Here is a 16033-nt window from a genome sequence, read left to right as displayed (position 1 = left end):
ATTAATCCCCCTTAAATTTTCTGATCTTCTAGCTGGTAGTCTTTGCTATCGTTGTTTTGTCTGTTAAATCTGGACCAATCTTAAATACTTTCCTTACTGAAAGTATAATGTTAAAATAAAGTAGTGACAAGAAATTATCTTGACATCTAAAACTAAGCATTATATAATCAACTTTGTTGTCTTGAGGTGATAATCGTATGAAATGGGCAATTAGTCAGCTTTCTAAATATCGTGAGAATGGTCTAGATATAGATGAATTCGTGGAACTCGAAAATGTGAAGAAGCGAAATCAAGACGTTCGAAAGATTTCACCCGTTCATGTAAAAGGGCACTGCACATTTGGTGCAGCGCAAATGACTTGTCATTTTCAGCTTTCTGGAGTTTTAACCTTACCATGTGCACGCACTTGGGAAGATGTAGAATTTCCATTTGAGATTGATTCGGATGAAGTATTCACCTGGTCCGACACTGCACTCGCTTCTGCTAAAGCGTATGATAATTATCATATCGTAGAAGGGGATGTCATTGATGTCGATCCTGTTCTGGAAGAATTAATTCTTTTAGAAATACCATTGCAAGTGTATAAAGAAGGTGCAGACCAATTTAAACACGAGGGTGGGACAGGTTGGAGCTTTACTACTGATGAAGATCTTAAAGAATTGCAAGAAGATGACCAACCAAAATTGGATCCAAGACTTGCTGATTTAGCTAAGTATTTTGATCAAACAGACGAATAATAGATCTGTAAGGAGGTGCCACCAATGGCAGTACCAGCTAGAAGAACTTCTAAAACTGTAAAAAGAAAACGTCGTACACATTTTAAATTATCCGTACCTGGTATGGTTGCTTGTTCAAATTGTGGTGAAATGAAATTGGCTCACCGAGTTTGTAAATCATGCGGTCAATACAAAGGGAAAGAAGTAGTGAGCAAATAATACAGTATTTGTTCCTTAAAAGGCTACCAAAGAGACCATGGCTCTTCGGTAGCCTTTTTCTCTATATTCATTTTAGGAGGTACATACTTTGGCTTACACAATAAAAGAACAGGATAACATCCTAATATTTGAGATTGATCGACCTGACATACATAATGCTATTAACTTTGATGTTTTGGCTGGATTTAGGCAGCTTGTGACTGAGGTTAATTCAAATAAAGAAATTAAGCTTGTAGTAATCACAGGAGCAGGAGATAAGTCTTTCTGTTCAGGAGGAGATTTATCAGTTTTTCATGAGCTAAAAACGGCGGAGGAATCTTACGCAATGCTAAGCGAAGTAGCTAAAGAACTTTACAAGGTAGCTACTCTAGAGGTACCAACAATCGCTTTAATTAATGGGACCGCAGTTGGTGGGGGATGTGAAATAGCCACATTATGCGATTTCCGACTTGTCAAAAAGGAAGCGAAATGTGGTTTTATCCAAGGTAAACTTGCTATTACCAGTGGTTGGGGTGGGGGAACATACCTTTTTGAAAAGGGTATGAGGTATGATAAAGCGCTAAAGATGTTAACAGAAGCCACACCTTATCATTCATCGGAGCTATTAGAGATGGGTTGGGCTACCGAAGTGTTTGAGGGTGATAAAGTGATTGCTCTACAAGACTTCATCTCCAAAATGATTCTTCCCCATTCGACAGTTTTGAAGGCCTACAAAAAACAGATCATACGAAAATGGGAGCAATCTAAATTATTTGAGAGAATAATGGAAGAAGTGAAAGAATGCTCTATACTTTGGGAAGCTGATGTACACCATGAGGCAGTGAATTCTTTTTTATCAAAAAAGAAATAAAATAGAGTCTATTTATACCCACTTTGCATATATTAATAAAAAAGCAAAGGGTGATAAATGTGAATGTTAAATTGAGAAAAGATAGCTGGACCCTCGACGAAGACAATCTACTAAAAGAGATAGTACTAAAGAAAATCGAACAAGGCCACACCCAAATCTCAGGGTTTCAGGAAGCCAGCGTGTTGTTAGGGCGGTCCAAACAAGCTTGTGCATTTAGATGGAATAAAAATCTTCGCCCACAACTTTTCCCAAAAGAGGATTCCCCGAAGGTAGAAAGTTTCAAGGAGACTGTAAACGATTCCACTTCCCTTCAAAACCATTTGCAACTTGCCATGCAAAGTTATGATGAAATGAAAAATTCCTATGATGAAATAGCAAATGCATATAATTTACTAAAAAGAGATTACGAGGTACTAGTGAACTGGGCCAAACAAGGTGTTCAACACATAGAAAGAAATTAGCAAGGAAGTCTCTAAAAAATAGAGACTTTTTTTAATGGGAAATAATTTTATATCAGAATCGTTACAGGTGCCTGGCACCTGTAACGATTTTGTAATTTTTTGTTGGTTATTTGGCCCTAGGTTATGTAGATGAATTTAATCAATTATTATGTGAAAGTTGAATTCACTTTCAACTTTCGTATAGACTAATAGAGGGGAGAATATTTTGACAAAGGGGAGATACATATGAAAAAGCTGTTAATAGCAAATCGGGGAGAAATAGCACGACGGATTATCAAGACATGTAAACGCTTAAATATTGAGACGGTAGCAATTTATAGTGAAGCGGACGAACAGCTTCCTTATGTAAAAGAAGCGGATTATGCTTTTCTTATTGGGCCGAGTCAGGTCCAACAGTCTTATTTAAAGGCTGATGACATAATTGAGCTTGCTATACGAGAAGGTGTAGATGCAATTCATCCAGGCTATGGTTTTTTGTCAGAAAATGCAGAGTTTGCTAGAAAAGCAGAGGCAGCTGGAATTACGTTTATTGGCCCTAAAGCAGAAACGATTGAAAAGATGGGAGATAAAATTGAATCCCGTATAACAATGATTTATGCAAACGTGCCTGTGGTACCGGGAACTGAGGATGGGCTTAATTCTTTGGACGAGGCACTTCAAGCAGCCAAACAGATTGGCTACCCAATTATGCTTAAGGCAAGCGCGGGTGGAGGCGGCATCGGCATGATTAAATGTGACGATGAAGCAACCCTTACCAAGCACTTTGAATCGATTAAAACTAGAGCCAAATCTTATTTTGGTAGTGATATAGTATTTTTAGAAAAATTTATTGAAGACTCTCGCCACATTGAAGTACAAATCTTTGGGGATACAAAAGGAAACATCGTGCATTTGTTCGAACGTAATTGTTCCGTACAAAGAAGAAATCAAAAGGTTCTTGAAGAATCTCCATCTCCTAACTTCCCAGAAGAAGCCAAGAAGAAGCTGTTTGAGGCGGCAGTTAACGCGGCAAAGGCGGTCGATTATGTAAATGCTGGCACGGTGGAATTTATCGTAGACCAAAATCACCAATTTTACTTTTTAGAGATGAATACTCGTTTACAGGTAGAGCATCCAGTAACAGAAGCGGTAACAGGCTTTGATTTAGTAGAATGGCAGCTAAAGGTTGCGCAAGGTGAGGAGTTGCCAGTTAAGGAGCAAGACAAAATTACAACTAATGGGCACGCGTTTGAATTTAGAATTTACGCAGAGGATCCAAAAACGTTTTTCCCTTCTCCAGGAACAATATCTACTCTTACATGGGGAAATGATTCGGATGTAAGAATAGATGCAGGGTATGAGGAAGGAAATAAGGTGACTCCTTTTTATGATCCAATGATTTCCAAAGTAATTATACATGCAGAAAACAGAAGATTAGCAATTGAGAAAGCACAAAAATTATTTTCTTCTGCTAAAATAGAAGGTGTAAGAACTAATATTTCACTATTTGACCAGTTTTTACATGACAGTACTTTTGAAAGTGGAGTATATTCAACATCCGTTTTAGGGGAATGGATGGACAAACAAAGGGAGGAAATTTCAAAATGAAAAATTTAGAATCAACTATGGCAGGTACAGTATTTACGGTTAACGTTGCAGTGGGGGACGAAGTGCAAGAAGGCCAAGTGGTTATGGTACTTGAATCGATGAAAATGGAAATTCCTGTAGAATCTAATGTCGCAGGTAAAGTTCTTGAAATAAAGGCGCAAGTTGGAGACTTCGTAAATGAGGGAGACGTATTAGTAACGTTCGAATAAAAACACCTCCAACACAAAAAATGTAAGTCGCGTATTTAAAATTCTATTAGAAAATTTAAGTAGGTTTTACGAATCGTTCAATAAATGTATTTATCAATTAAAATAATTGTTTATTTTATTCTATCAAGCATTTGTATCAGTCGGAGTGTGCCCTACATACAGGGCTCGGCTGCTGCTACTTGAAACGGGGGTTTTACAAAGTGGGAGAAACAAAGGGGTATAACGATAAGTTAGAAGAAAAATTATCATCTATTTATGCAGGTGGACATTCAAAGTATCATGAGAAAATGAAGGAGCAGGGGAAGCTGTTTGTTCGTGATCGTTTAAACCTGTTATTTGATAATGGGGAATACGTAGAAGACGGTCGATTTGCAAATGTAGAAGCAGGTGACTTACCTGCTGATGGTGTTGTTACTGCAACTGGAAAAGTAAATGGACAAACAGTTTGCGTAATGGCAAATGACTCTACAGTAAAAGCTGGATCATGGGGATTTAGAACAGTTGAAAAAATAATTCGAATCCAAGAAATTGCTGAAAAAAATCGTGTGCCACTATTGTATTTAGTAGACTCTGCTGGGGCACGTATTACAGACCAATTAGCAATGTTCCCTAATCGTCGAGGAGCTGGTAGAATTTTTCACAATCAAGTGAGATTATCCGGTTTTATTCCTCAAATATGTTTGTTATTTGGACCATCAGCTGCAGGAGGGGCGTACATACCGGCTTTTTGTGATGTTGTATTTATGGTGGAAGGAAATGCCTCGATGTACCTTGGATCTCCACGTATGGCTGAAAAAGTAATTGGAGAAAAGGTGAGCTTAGAGGAAATGGGGGGGGCGCGCATGCACTGTACAGTTAGTGGAGTCGGCGACGTGCTTGTTTCCTCGGAAGAAGAAGCTATAGAAGAAGCGAAGAAGTATTTAAGCTACTTCCCTGCCAATTACACTGAAAAGCCAAAAACGGTTGAACCGAAGCAAACCAAAGAAGGTAGAACGTTAGAGGAAATTATTCCTGAAAACCAAAACGCACCTTTCGATATGTATGAAGCAATTGATGCATTAATCGATGAAGGTACTTTCTTTGATATAAAAAAACTGTTTGCTCCGGAGCTAATAACAGGATTTGCTCGAATCGAAGGGAAGCCGGTAGGAATCATAGCGAACCAACCGAAGGCAAAAGGTGGAGTCCTGTTCGTAGATTCTGCAGACAAGGCTGCTAAGTTCATTTCTCTTTGTGATGCTTTCTCCATTCCATTATTATTCTTAGCAGATGTTCCGGGCTTCATGATAGGGACAAAAGTGGAAAGGGCAGGAATTATCCGCCATGGAGCTAAGCTTATCGCTGCTATGAGCTCAGCAACTGTACCAAAGCTTTCTGTTATTGTACGAAAAGCTTATGGCGCAGGTCTTTATGCTATGGCTGGACCAGCTTTTGAACCTGATGTGTGTATCGCACTTCCTACCGCTCAAATTGCTGTTATGGGACCTGAGGCAGCGGTAAACGCTGTATATTCCAATAAGATTGAAGCAATCGAGGATCCAAAAGAACGATTGAAATTCGTTCAAGAAAAGCATGCAGAATATAAGGAAGAAATAGATATTTATAAGCTGGCATCTGAAATGATTATCGATGAAATTGTGAAGCCGAGCGATCTGCGTAACGAGCTTGCTAATCGTTTGAGATACTATGAAGATAAAGAAATTGCAATTGCACCTCGAAAACACCCAGTCCTTCCTGTATAATATTTTTAAACTTAGGTCTACCTTAAAGGTAGGCCTTTTTAAAAATAAGCTTTGTTAAAGTTATTGGTTGATTTAGACTAACAATTCTTTTTATAGTGACTGTAAACATAAACAAAGGAACTTTCAAATGGCTATTAAGAACAAATATAGATGATGAAATTGGGGTTGGTGTCAGTTTTTCAGCTTTGTTTATGCGAGTAAATATTTTAGCAATCGATAAGCTGTTCCCGTTTATTGATTGGAGTGCCAGACGGCGACTCCTACGGGATGGGTGATGGCTTATCGCTCACCCCGAGGAAAGCGTCCGGCTGGTGCGAAAAATCAATTCTACTCTCTGATCTAGATTTCTTTGCATCATAAATCAGCCCTAACCTTTAACATAGCCTGGAAATACGACCTAATATAACGTTTGGTGGACGACCTCCCTGGATGGTAGATTATTCCCCCATATAATATTTTGTAGGAGGTTAAGAAGTATGCGAATAGGAATTATAGGAGCTGGAGCAGTCGGTATGCTATTTGGCGCCTATTTATCTAAAGCAGCTCATGACATATCCTTTTTAGTAAGGAATAAGAGCTTAAAAGAACTATACATAAAAACAAATGACATTACGGATCGAATTGAATGTCAGATAGTCAATTCTATAGAAGCACTACATCCAATGGATATAATTATTGTGGCAGTTAAGTATCACGATCTCTCTTCATTAAAAAATAATTTAGATTCCTTACCAAAAGAAACTCCTCTACTGTTTATACAAAATGGTCTACTACATTTACAGTTTATCGATACTTTAAAACAATCGAATATATTATTAGGTTCTGTTTTGCACGGAGCGACCAAAATAAATCGGGAAACGGTACAACACTTAGGAATTGGAACGACTTCAATTGGATTTTATAAAGGAAAGTGGCAGCGTCTTGAACAGCTACTGAGATCTAAGTCAGAGCAATTCCCATTTCAACTTACTGAAAATATTAGACAAATCTTGTTTAAAAAAGCATTACTTAATTGCTTGATAAATCCCTTAACTACCATTGCTAGTGTACAGAATGGTGAACTAATTAAAAATGAATCATATAAAAAAATATTGCGAAGCCTGTATGAGGAAATTATAGAAGCCTTTGAAGATTGGAACGACTTATTGGCATGGGAAGAAGTTGTGTCGCTTTGCCAAAATACAGAGTATAACTACTCATCCATGCTTAAGGATTTTCAGAGCAATCGCGTAATGGAAGTCGATACTATAGTAGGGGCTATCCTAGCGGAAGCAGAGAGTCGTAAAAAGTCATTGCCCATTCTAAATACTTTTTATTTATTATTAAAAGAAATGAATAAAGTAGGTGATTGATATGATCAGCCTTGTTTCTATCATTGTATTAGTTCCAGCAATTCTATTTATCATTTCTTTTGTGATTGCCAAATATGCGTTTCGCAAAAGAAAAAAATCTATTGGTATAGCTGCAGATATTACTACGTTTTTGTTATTCTTTTCAGTTTCTCATGTGTTTAATGTTATTTTTGGAAAAGAAATAGGATTTATTATTATTATTTTTGCTATTTTTATTGCAACTATTATGACCATTCTAGAATGGAGAATGAAAAAAGAGATAGAAATAAAGCCTCTGCTTCGGAAAGTGTGGAGATTGTTTTTCATCCTACTCTGCTTCATGTACGCTCTTTTATGGATAATCGGAGTAATCCGATATGTTTTAAAGTATATAAGCTAATAATTTTCATCTCTTTCTGATGAAATGATATACTCTAAAAGGATTATATTAAAGAGGTGGAAAATCGTGCGATTAGAGCAATACACACAACCATTTGTTTCCCCATTCTATAAAGCATATTTAGAGGACTCTGCAAGTCTTTCCTCTTTTTTTCATTATGAATGGAACCAAGAGGATTTAAATAAAAGACTTCAAGAGACCGATTACTCAAAACATAAAAGAGTTGAGCTGGCTGGCGTTATTACTAGCTATATGGACCAGTTTGGTATTTCTGAGAAAAGTAGAAAACATATAGAGGAATTGAAAGATAACGGCGTGGTTGTAATTGGTGGACAGCAGGCAGGCATATTGACCGGTCCTATGTATTCCATCCATAAAGCCATTTCAGTGATCGTTCTTGCGAAACGTCAAAGAGAAATACAAGGTATACCGGTAATTCCTGTATTTTGGATAGCAGGTGAAGATCATGATATCGATGAAATCAACCATGTTTACATAGAGAAAAGCAGAAAGCTCCAAAAACTCGTTTTCCCCGAAAGATCGAGGTTAAAGAAAATTGCTTCAGAGACAACATTTACGAAAGAAACGATGCTAGCCTATTTAGAAGAGATTTTCAAAAGCTTGCCTGAAACATCCCATACGAAAAAACTATACTCAAAGTTCACTCATTTTGTAGGGGAACATTCCAACTTCACTACGTTTTTTTCGGCAATTATGAACGAATTATTTTACGAAGAAGGACTGCTTATGGTTGATGCAGCCTATCAGCCTCTTCGCCAGTTGGAATCTGACTATTTTGTTCAAATGATTGAACAGTCCTCGGATTTGGCAAGTTTAGTATTCCAAAAGGAACAACAGCTTGACCAACTAGGGTATGGGTCTCCAATTCAAGCGAAAGAAACAGCTGCTAATTTGTTTTATGTAGAGGATGGCGAACGTTTTCTTCTAGAAAGAGAGAGCAATTCTTTTGTGCATGAAGCTAAGGGAATATCTTTCACCAAAGAAGAGCTTATTGCGATTGCTAAAGATCAACCTGAGAAACTTAGTAATAACGTTGTTACACGACCATTAATGCAAGAAATGGTTTTTCCGGTATTAAGTTTTATTGGTGGCCCAGGCGAGATAGCTTATTGGGCTACATTAAAAAATGCCTTCCAATTATTTAATATGAAAATGCCGGTTATCACGCCGCGACTTAGCATATCTTTAGTCACTCCTAAGGTGCAATCGCTACTAGATAAGCTGGAATTCTCGATTCCTGATGTTTGGAGTGGAGAGGTCGAGCTTTCAAAAGCTAGGATGATTGAGGAAAATCAAAATAAGGATGTCTCCTTGTTCATCCAGTCAATTAAAGATGATTTAGCAAGTAAGTATGAAGAACTTGATCAATTACTAAAACGAAATGATATTAAGCTTACATCTTTAGTAGAAAAAAACTTGGATTTTCATACGAAGCAGCTTACCTTCATGGAGAATGCAGTAGAGGATACTATTTTAACCAAGCTAGATTCTTCTATTTATCGTTATGACCAATTAATCATTCAGCTTATGCCTAATGGTGGTCTACAGGAAAGAACTTACTCTCCTATTCAATTACTAAATGAAAAAGGACAGGACCTCCTTGTAGAATTACTTCAGGTTCCATATGAATTTAATGGTAAGCATCATGTAGTGTCTATATAATGTATCTTGCTCCTCTCCCTTAATGGGAGAGGAGTTTTTCGTTTGTTTAGGAAATTATAAGTTTTGAACCTTTGGATCAATTGATGTCTAGCTCCACCGCCTTGCCCCTCGGGGTCAAATGGAGAAAAGCTCTGGTGGCTGAGGAACTGCCTCCTCGCTTTTCTCCATTTGCCTGTCGGGGCAGACATAGGCGCTTGCGCTTTTCTTGATGTCTAGCTCCACCGCCTTGCCCCTCGGGGTCAAATGGATAAAAGCTCCGGTGGCTGAAGAACTGCCTCCTCGCTTTTCTCCATTTGCCTGTCGGGGCAGGGATAGGCGCTTGCGCTTTTCTTGTTGTCTTAGCTCCACCGCCTTGCCCCTCGGGGTCAAATGGATAAAAGCTCCGGTGGCTGAGGAACTGCCTCCTCGCTTTTCTCCAATGCCTGTCGGGGCAGGGATAGGCGGTTGTGCTTTTCTTGTTTTATTTATATTAGTTGAATTTGATGAAAGGGAAATAATTAAGTCGTTTTTTATAATCTATTGGATGTAAATTATGACTTGTAAAATCATATTAAAAATCGAAAAACAAGAGATTTTAAGATGTATTTGTTTTTTTGTTAATTTTCTCTTCTTTAGAAATATTAAATGTTGTTTATCTATTACATCGATTGTTAGTTAAATTTAATACAAATTTAATGAAATATAGGTTTAAGCTTCAGAAAAATGGGTAGCTCTTTTTTCTTCCGAACCCTTGTCATATTTGCTCTAAATGTGTTTTAACAAGTACTAATTACGCATTTTCAAATTTTCTCCACTAATTTACGAAAAAATTGTGGAGGAAAGTGGGGGGATGTGGTATGTTATTGACATAAAGTGGGGTGAGTAGCATGTTCATGGGCGAATACCAGCATAACGTAGATCCTAAAGGGAGAATAATCATACCTTCTAAATTTAGAGAGCATTTGGAGGATTGTTTTGTTTTAACTCGTGGTCTTGATAATTGCTTATTTGGTTATCCTATGAATGAATGGCGAAAGCTCGAAGAAAAATTAAAAGAACTACCTGTAACTAAAAAAGATGCACGAGCATTTACTCGTTTTTTCTTTTCTGGTGCTACAGAGGTAGAAATCGATAAACAAGGCCGAATCAATATACCAAGTAATCTGAGGGCATATGCAAAAATGGACAAGGAGTGTATTGTTCTTGGGGTGTCCAACCGTCTGGAAATATGGGCGAAGGAAGCTTGGGAAACATACTTTGAAGACTCTGAGGATTCATTTAACGACATTGCGGAGAATATGATCGGCTTTGATATATAAGAAATGGAGGGAAGAGCTTGTTTCATCATACAACAGTACTACTCCACGAGACGGTAGATGGGCTAGCTATTCGTCCCGATGGAATTTACGTTGACTGCACACTAGGTGGTGCCGGTCACAGCGAATACTTAATCAAACAGCTCAATGAAAATGGTAGGTTAATCTGCTTCGATCAGGATATAACAGCTATCGAAAATGCAAAAGTAAAGTTAGCTCCTTACTTGGACCAAGTCACTTTTGTTCACTCCAATTTTCGATATTTAAAAAAATCCTTAAATGATTTAGGGATTGAAAAGGTTGATGGGATTTTATATGACTTAGGCGTTTCCTCGCCTCAGCTAGATACCCCTGAGCGTGGTTTTAGCTATAACTACGATGCTCCTCTTGATATGCGGATGGATCAAACAAGTGAATTAACAGCTTTCCATGTTATCAATGAATGGCCTTATGAAAAGTTAGTGAAAATCTTTTTCCGTTATGGAGAAGAGAAATTTTCCAAGCAGATTGCAAGGAAAATAGAGCAGGCAAGGGAAACTGTACCTATCGAAACTACCTTCCAGTTAGTTGAGTTAATCAAAGCAGGAATTCCGGCTGCAGCAAGAAGGACAGGCGGGCATCCAGCCAAGCGTATTTTTCAAGCTGTCCGAATAGCAGTAAACGATGAGCTGGGAGCAGCTGAGGATTCACTCGAGGATGCAATACAGCTTATAAAGGTGGGGGGACGAGTTAGCGTTATTACTTTCCATTCTTTAGAAGATAGGCTGACAAAGACTATTTTTAAGGAGGCGTCCTCATTACCAGAGTTACCGCCAAACTTACCAGTTATCCCGGCTGGAATGGAACCTATGCTGAAGTTAATAACTAGGAAGCCAATTTTACCTTCGAAAGAAGAGCTAGAAGTAAATAACCGTTCAAGATCTGCCAAGCTGCGCATTGTGGAAAAACTAATCGAAAAGGGAAGTGTTTAAATGGCTTTACGTAACTATCAGTCAGAGACATACATAGCTAGGCCTTCTTTTCCAGAGCAACCACCACAGCCAAAGAAGCCGGCAAAAATAAAGAGTAAAATACTATCTAAAGGTGAAAAGGTTTTATTTGTAGGATTATTAATCGTTGTAACTGTGCTTTCGTTAATGATTGTTCAAACTCAAACAGACGTTAGAGCAACTACAAAAGAGATTTCTTTACTTGAACAACAAATAGATACTACTTCAAAAGAAAATACTGACTTGTCCATACAAGTACGTGAATTATCTACCTATGATCGAATTTGGAAAAAGGCAGAGGAACTCGGCTTGAAACTAAATGAGCAAAACGTAAAGGTAGTACCAGGACAATGAATAAAAAATTTCGTTTTCAATGGGGAGCCTTTCTAATGTTTTTACTTTATGGAGGGCTCTTTTTTGTATTGCTAAGCCGCTTTGTATTCATTCAGGTTACAGGTACAGCAGAAGGGGAAGTTTTAGCTTCAAAAGCAGACGATAAGTATGGACGTGTTCAAGAAATACCAGCAAATCGAGGCAATATTGTAGATCGTAATGGCGAGGTAATTGCAGAAGATACCTTAAGCTATAAGATGATTGCAATTACGAGAGCAGAGGTTTCAGGTAATAGTAAAGTCCCTCGACATGTTGTGGATCCAGAGGATACTGCTAGAATACTTGCAGAATATATTGATATGTCAGAGCAAGAGATTCTAGAGATATTAAATAAAGGTATTGAAAAGGACAAGTATCAAGTCGAGTTTGGCAAAGCTGGAAGAGATATTAGTCATAAGAAAATGTTAGAGATTAAGAGTTTAGAACTTCCTGGAATTCAGTTTAGCCAAGATTTAAAAAGGTTATATCCTAATGGGACATTTGCATCTCATTTAATAGGATTTGCTCTCAAGGAAGAGAACAAGGATGGGGAAGCCATTGCAGTGGGGAAAATGGGACTGGAGTACATTTATGATAAAAAGCTTACTGGTGTGCCAGGTAAAGTGGAATATCATAGCGATACAAAAGGCTTCTTACTTCCTAATGCAAGCAAGATGGTCACAGAAGCACAAGATGGCTATGACATTCACTTGACGCTCGACAAAACAATAGAAAACTTTTTAGAAGATGCTATGAATAAAGCAGAAGAAAAGTATAATCCTGAAAAAATGACAGCCATTGTTGCAAATGCTAAAACAGGTGAGATATTAGCAATGGCTCAACGACCGACATTCGAACCGAATACGAGAGAAGGACTTTCGACCAATTGGTTGAATGAAGCCATTGAGCAAACGATAGAACCGGGTTCTACGATGAAAATCTTTACTTTAGCATCTGCTATTGAAGAGGGTGTTTGGAATCCAAATGATCAATTTAAATCGGGTACTTATAAAGTCTATGATAGAAAGATTAGAGACCATAACGATGGGGTAGGTTGGGGCACTATATCTTATCTAGAAGGTTTCCAAAGATCTTCTAACGTTTCCATGGCTTTTTTACTAAATAAAATTGGAGACGAAACCTTTATTGAATATATTCGTCGATTTGGTTTTGGGGAGCCCACTGGTATAGACCTTCCGAATGAAGCAAGTGGTATTGTAAATGATAGGTATCCGATTAATATATACACAACTACTTATGGGCAAGGTGTTACTGTCACTCCTATTCAATTAATACAAGGAATGACAGCTATTGCAAACGAGGGTACCATGTTACAGCCTTTTGTAATTGATAAAATCGTTAATCCTAATACTGGAGAAGTTGTAGATGACAACGAACCAGTGGAAAAGAAATCTCCTATTTCGGCAAGTACTGCAAATCAGGTAAAGGAAGTTCTTGCTAGTACTGTTACATCTGATCATGGTACAGCACAACGATTTAAGCTAAATGGGTATACTTCAGCTGGAAAGACGGGTACAGCGCAAATTCCAAAAGGGGATGGAAGCTACTTTTGGGGAAGACAGCTATTCCTATATTCCTTTTTAGGGATGGCTCCTGTAGAAGATCCACAGCTCATCGTGTATGTTGCCGTACAGAAACCGAAAATTAAAGCGACAGAGGTAGGATCACAGCCTGTATCGGAAATATTTAACTCTGTTACTGAAAATAGCTTGAAATATTTAAATATAGAACCTGAAAACCTTGAATTATCTAAACCGATAAAAATGCCTGATTTAATTGGTAAAAATGTGTTAGACAGCCAAATGGCGTTAGAAACTCAAGGATTAAAAACTGTTATAATTGGACAGTTGGATCAGGTGTTAGAGCAATATCCTAAGGCTGGCACCTCTGTTATTTCTCAAGGAACTGCGTTTATAAAAGGGAGTGGGGAAATAGTACTTCCGAACTTTGCAGGGTGGTCAAAAAGAAATCTTATGATTTATAAGTCACTTTCTGGGTTGCCTATTGAAATAATAGGAGATGGCTTTGTGTCGAAGCAAAGTTTAACAGCTGGCTCAGTTGTTACTAGTGACTCACCAATTGTAGTTCAATTGTCGAGTCCAAAGGAAATTGCTGAAAACAGCGTAGTGGAAGAAGAATTGGAAGAACTACCGCAAGACTAGAAGAGTACTAGAATAGTTAAGGACGTTTTCTCATAAGCTATCTAAAACGGACATAAAGGAGAAAACGTAATATCTAAACTTAAACAAGTTATTCGGCTACGGATGATATGGGTTATTACGCTGCTGTTGTTTCTGGCGGTAGCGGGAAAGCTTATTCAGCTTCAGTTTTTTCAGTTCAGTGAATTGACTACTAAAGCTAAGGAAAGCTGGGACCGAGAGCTGCCTTATGCTTCTGAAAGGGGCAATATTCTTGATCGAAATGGGGAGGTAATAGTTGGTAACAGACTATCTCCTACCCTTTTCTATATGCCTTCCCAAAATAAAGAACCAGAGAAGGTTGCAAAAGAAATTGCACCATTGTTAGAAGTGGAAGAGAGTAAGCTATACGAACAGATTAACAAGAGAGCTTATCTTGTTAAAATTGCTCCAGCAGGGAAGAACATTACGTCTGACTTAGCTATGCAGATTCAAGATAAAAATGTAAAGGGTCTGTATGCTGGTATTGACTATGTCAGAGATTACCCGCATGGTAAAATGCTTTCGAGATTGTTAGGCTTTACCGGATATGATGCCCAGGGGCTTGCTGGAATCGAATATCAATACGATTCTGTCTTGAAGGGCAAAGAATCAGCCATTCGAATGTTTACTGATGCTAAAGGCATTCCACTTCCACATGTGGATGACAGTTGGAAAAATGGACAAAATGGTAACCATGTCCAATTAACAATCGATATGAAAATTCAAACCGTAGTAGAGAGAGAATTGTCACAAGCAATGGATAAATATGAGGCAACGCAAGGCATTGCAATCGTAATGAATCCTAATAATGGAGAGATACTAGCACTAGCTTCGGCTCCAAATTTTGACCCTTCTTCTTATCAAGAAGTTGATTCTACTATTTACAATCGTAACTTACCAGTTTGGATGACATTCGAACCTGGATCCACGTTTAAAATTATTACGCTTAGCGCAGCACTCGAAGAAAATGTTGTTAACTTAGATAATGACCATTTTCATGATGCTGGTTACACAATTGTAGAAGGAGCAAGACTGCGATGCTGGAAACGACAAGGGCATGGTAGCCAAACGTTTCTGGAAGTTGTAGAAAATTCCTGTAACCCGGGATTTATAGAATTAGGCAGGAGAGTTGGACCTGACAAGCTTTCAGAGTACATAAAGAAGTTTGGATTTGGTCAATCCACAGGTTCTGGAATGGCTGGAGAATCTTCGGGCATTCTATTTAGTAAAGATGCTTATGGGCCAGTTGAACATGCAACCACTTCATTTGGCCAAGGTATTTCTGTCACACCGATTCAACAAGTTCAAGCAGTAGCAGCGGCTATTAACGGCGGCTATTTGTATAAGCCTTATATTGTTAAGAACATTGTGGATGGAGAAACAAATAAAATTCTATCTACAGCAGAACCAGAAATGAAAACGCAAGTAGTATCAGAAGCAACTTCTCAAAAAGTACGTGAGGCACTTGAACACGTGGTTGCTCATGGTTCCGGTAGAAACGCCTATAGAGACCAATTACGGATAGGTGGAAAAACTGGGACTGCACAAAAGGTTCAGAACGGCCGATATATGGATGGAGAGTACATTGTTTCTTTCATCGGCTTTGCTCCTGCGGATAAACCAGAACTTATAGTATATGTAGCAATTGATAATCCAAAGCATAGTACTCAGTTTGGTGGAGTAATTGCCGCACCAATAGTAGGTCAAATTATTGAAGATTCACTTGAGGTTACCGGTGGAGGTAAACAATTAGAGAAAGATTATAGATGGGGAGACGTTCAAACCGTCCGCGTCCCAAATCTTGTAGGAACTAAAAGAAAAGAAATTACATCGTACATGTATCCGTTTCAAATTGTTTGGCACGGCGATGGAGATGAAATCTTAACTCAATTACCGAAAGAAAACAGTCTTATTCCGTTAGATGGGACTATACATGTTTACACAAAATAAAAATAACTATAGTACATTCATGATTAGT

General features: G+C 38.1%; 17 protein-coding genes. 16 read left to right on the top strand and 1 reads right to left on the bottom strand.

Annotated features, from left to right (window positions below):
- Positions 1-197 precede the first annotated feature (197 nt).
- From M3627_RS03405 to bshC, 11 genes are all read left to right on the top strand, one after another.
- Positions 198-737 carry a YceD family protein gene (locus tag M3627_RS03405; protein ID WP_169358968.1) on the top strand — a complete coding sequence of 180 codons (540 nt, stop codon included), beginning with the start codon at positions 198-200 and terminating at the stop codon, positions 735-737.
- 24 nt (positions 738-761) lie between these two features.
- Complete coding sequence (gene rpmF, locus M3627_RS03400; RefSeq protein ID WP_144537945.1) at positions 762-935, top strand: 50S ribosomal protein L32; 174 nt, start codon at positions 762-764, stop codon at positions 933-935.
- 88 nt (positions 936-1023) lie between these two features.
- The gene (locus M3627_RS03395; protein WP_169358969.1) at positions 1024-1785 is read left to right on the top strand and encodes an enoyl-CoA hydratase/isomerase family protein; all 762 of its coding nucleotides are present in this window, start codon (positions 1024-1026) and stop codon (positions 1783-1785) included.
- Between the two features lie 59 nt (positions 1786-1844).
- Positions 1845-2246, top strand: coding sequence for a hypothetical protein (locus M3627_RS03390; RefSeq protein ID WP_169358970.1), 402 nt, complete (start codon positions 1845-1847; stop codon positions 2244-2246).
- Positions 2247-2471: 225 nt separating this feature from the next.
- On the top strand, positions 2472-3833 hold the full coding sequence (locus M3627_RS03385; RefSeq protein ID WP_251552950.1) for an acetyl-CoA carboxylase biotin carboxylase subunit: 1362 nt from the start codon (positions 2472-2474) through the stop codon (positions 3831-3833).
- Positions 3830-4042, top strand: a complete 213-nt coding sequence (locus tag M3627_RS03380; RefSeq protein ID WP_169358972.1) for an acyl-CoA carboxylase biotin carboxyl carrier protein subunit — start codon at positions 3830-3832, stop codon at positions 4040-4042. Before M3627_RS03385 ends, M3627_RS03380 begins: the two co-directional genes overlap by 4 nt.
- Before the next feature lie 200 nt (positions 4043-4242).
- Entirely contained in the window at positions 4243-5784 is a 1542-nt protein-coding gene (locus M3627_RS03375) for an acyl-CoA carboxylase subunit beta (RefSeq protein ID WP_251552949.1), read from the top strand.
- Between the two features lie 95 nt (positions 5785-5879).
- Positions 5880-6059, top strand: coding sequence for a hypothetical protein (locus M3627_RS03370; protein WP_251552948.1), 180 nt, complete (start codon positions 5880-5882; stop codon positions 6057-6059).
- 201 nt (positions 6060-6260) lie between these two features.
- Entirely contained in the window at positions 6261-7136 is an 876-nt protein-coding gene (locus M3627_RS03365) for a ketopantoate reductase family protein (protein ID WP_251552947.1), read from the top strand.
- Position 7137: 1 nt separating this feature from the next.
- A complete protein-coding gene (locus tag M3627_RS03360) occupies positions 7138-7515 on the top strand; it encodes a DUF3397 domain-containing protein (RefSeq protein ID WP_251552967.1) in 378 nt (125 codons plus the stop codon).
- 66 nt (positions 7516-7581) lie between these two features.
- Positions 7582-9198, top strand: coding sequence for a bacillithiol biosynthesis cysteine-adding enzyme BshC (gene bshC / locus M3627_RS03355; protein ID WP_251552946.1), 1617 nt, complete (start codon positions 7582-7584; stop codon positions 9196-9198).
- Positions 9199-9312: 114 nt separating this feature from the next.
- Here the strand turns inward: bshC and M3627_RS03350 are convergent, their stop codons facing one another.
- Positions 9313-9546: a hypothetical protein gene (locus M3627_RS03350; protein WP_251552945.1), complete on the bottom strand. Its 234-nt coding sequence runs from the start codon at positions 9544-9546 to the stop codon at positions 9313-9315.
- Positions 9547-10064: 518 nt separating this feature from the next.
- Between M3627_RS03350 and mraZ the strand changes: the two genes are divergently transcribed.
- The 5 genes from mraZ to M3627_RS03325 all read left to right on the top strand — a co-directional run bounded on the left by mraZ (position 10065) and on the right by M3627_RS03325 (position 16005).
- A complete protein-coding gene (gene mraZ, locus M3627_RS03345) occupies positions 10065-10496 on the top strand; it encodes a division/cell wall cluster transcriptional repressor MraZ (RefSeq protein WP_169358978.1) in 432 nt (143 codons plus the stop codon).
- Positions 10497-10513: 17 nt separating this feature from the next.
- Complete coding sequence (gene rsmH / locus M3627_RS03340; protein WP_251552943.1) at positions 10514-11464, top strand: 16S rRNA (cytosine(1402)-N(4))-methyltransferase RsmH; 951 nt, start codon at positions 10514-10516, stop codon at positions 11462-11464.
- A complete protein-coding gene (gene ftsL, locus M3627_RS03335; RefSeq protein WP_251552942.1) occupies positions 11465-11836 on the top strand; it encodes a cell division protein FtsL in 372 nt (123 codons plus the stop codon).
- 35 nt (positions 11837-11871) lie between these two features.
- A complete protein-coding gene (locus M3627_RS03330) occupies positions 11872-14037 on the top strand; it encodes a penicillin-binding transpeptidase domain-containing protein (RefSeq protein ID WP_251552941.1) in 2166 nt (721 codons plus the stop codon).
- A 102-nt stretch (positions 14038-14139) separates the two neighbouring features.
- Entirely contained in the window at positions 14140-16005 is a 1866-nt protein-coding gene (locus M3627_RS03325; RefSeq protein WP_169358982.1) for a penicillin-binding transpeptidase domain-containing protein, read from the top strand.
- The last annotated feature ends 28 nt before the right edge of the window (positions 16006-16033 follow it).

Source organism: Psychrobacillus sp. MER TA 171 (assembly GCF_023713305.1).
Classification (GTDB): Bacteria; Bacillota; Bacilli; order Bacillales_A; family Planococcaceae; genus Psychrobacillus.
This window is presented reverse-complemented; position numbering and strand designations above follow the sequence as displayed.

Coding starts and splice junctions, on each gene's coding strand:
- M3627_RS03365 (WP_251552947.1), top strand. CDS start 6,261: ATGCGAATAGGAATTATAGGAGCTGGAGCAGTCGGTATGCTATTTGGC.
- M3627_RS03325 (WP_169358982.1), top strand. CDS start 14,140: ATGATATGGGTTATTACGCTGCTGTTGTTTCTGGCGGTAGCGGGAAAG.
- M3627_RS03360 (WP_251552967.1), top strand. CDS start 7,138: ATGATCAGCCTTGTTTCTATCATTGTATTAGTTCCAGCAATTCTATTT.
- M3627_RS03385 (WP_251552950.1), top strand. CDS start 2,472: ATGAAAAAGCTGTTAATAGCAAATCGGGGAGAAATAGCACGACGGATT.
- rpmF (WP_144537945.1), top strand. CDS start 762: ATGGCAGTACCAGCTAGAAGAACTTCTAAAACTGTAAAAAGAAAACGT.
- ftsL (WP_251552942.1), top strand. CDS start 11,465: ATGGCTTTACGTAACTATCAGTCAGAGACATACATAGCTAGGCCTTCT.
- M3627_RS03380 (WP_169358972.1), top strand. CDS start 3,830: ATGAAAAATTTAGAATCAACTATGGCAGGTACAGTATTTACGGTTAAC.
- mraZ (WP_169358978.1), top strand. CDS start 10,065: ATGTTCATGGGCGAATACCAGCATAACGTAGATCCTAAAGGGAGAATA.
- M3627_RS03405 (WP_169358968.1), top strand. CDS start 198: ATGAAATGGGCAATTAGTCAGCTTTCTAAATATCGTGAGAATGGTCTA.
- M3627_RS03330 (WP_251552941.1), top strand. CDS start 11,872: ATGTTTTTACTTTATGGAGGGCTCTTTTTTGTATTGCTAAGCCGCTTT.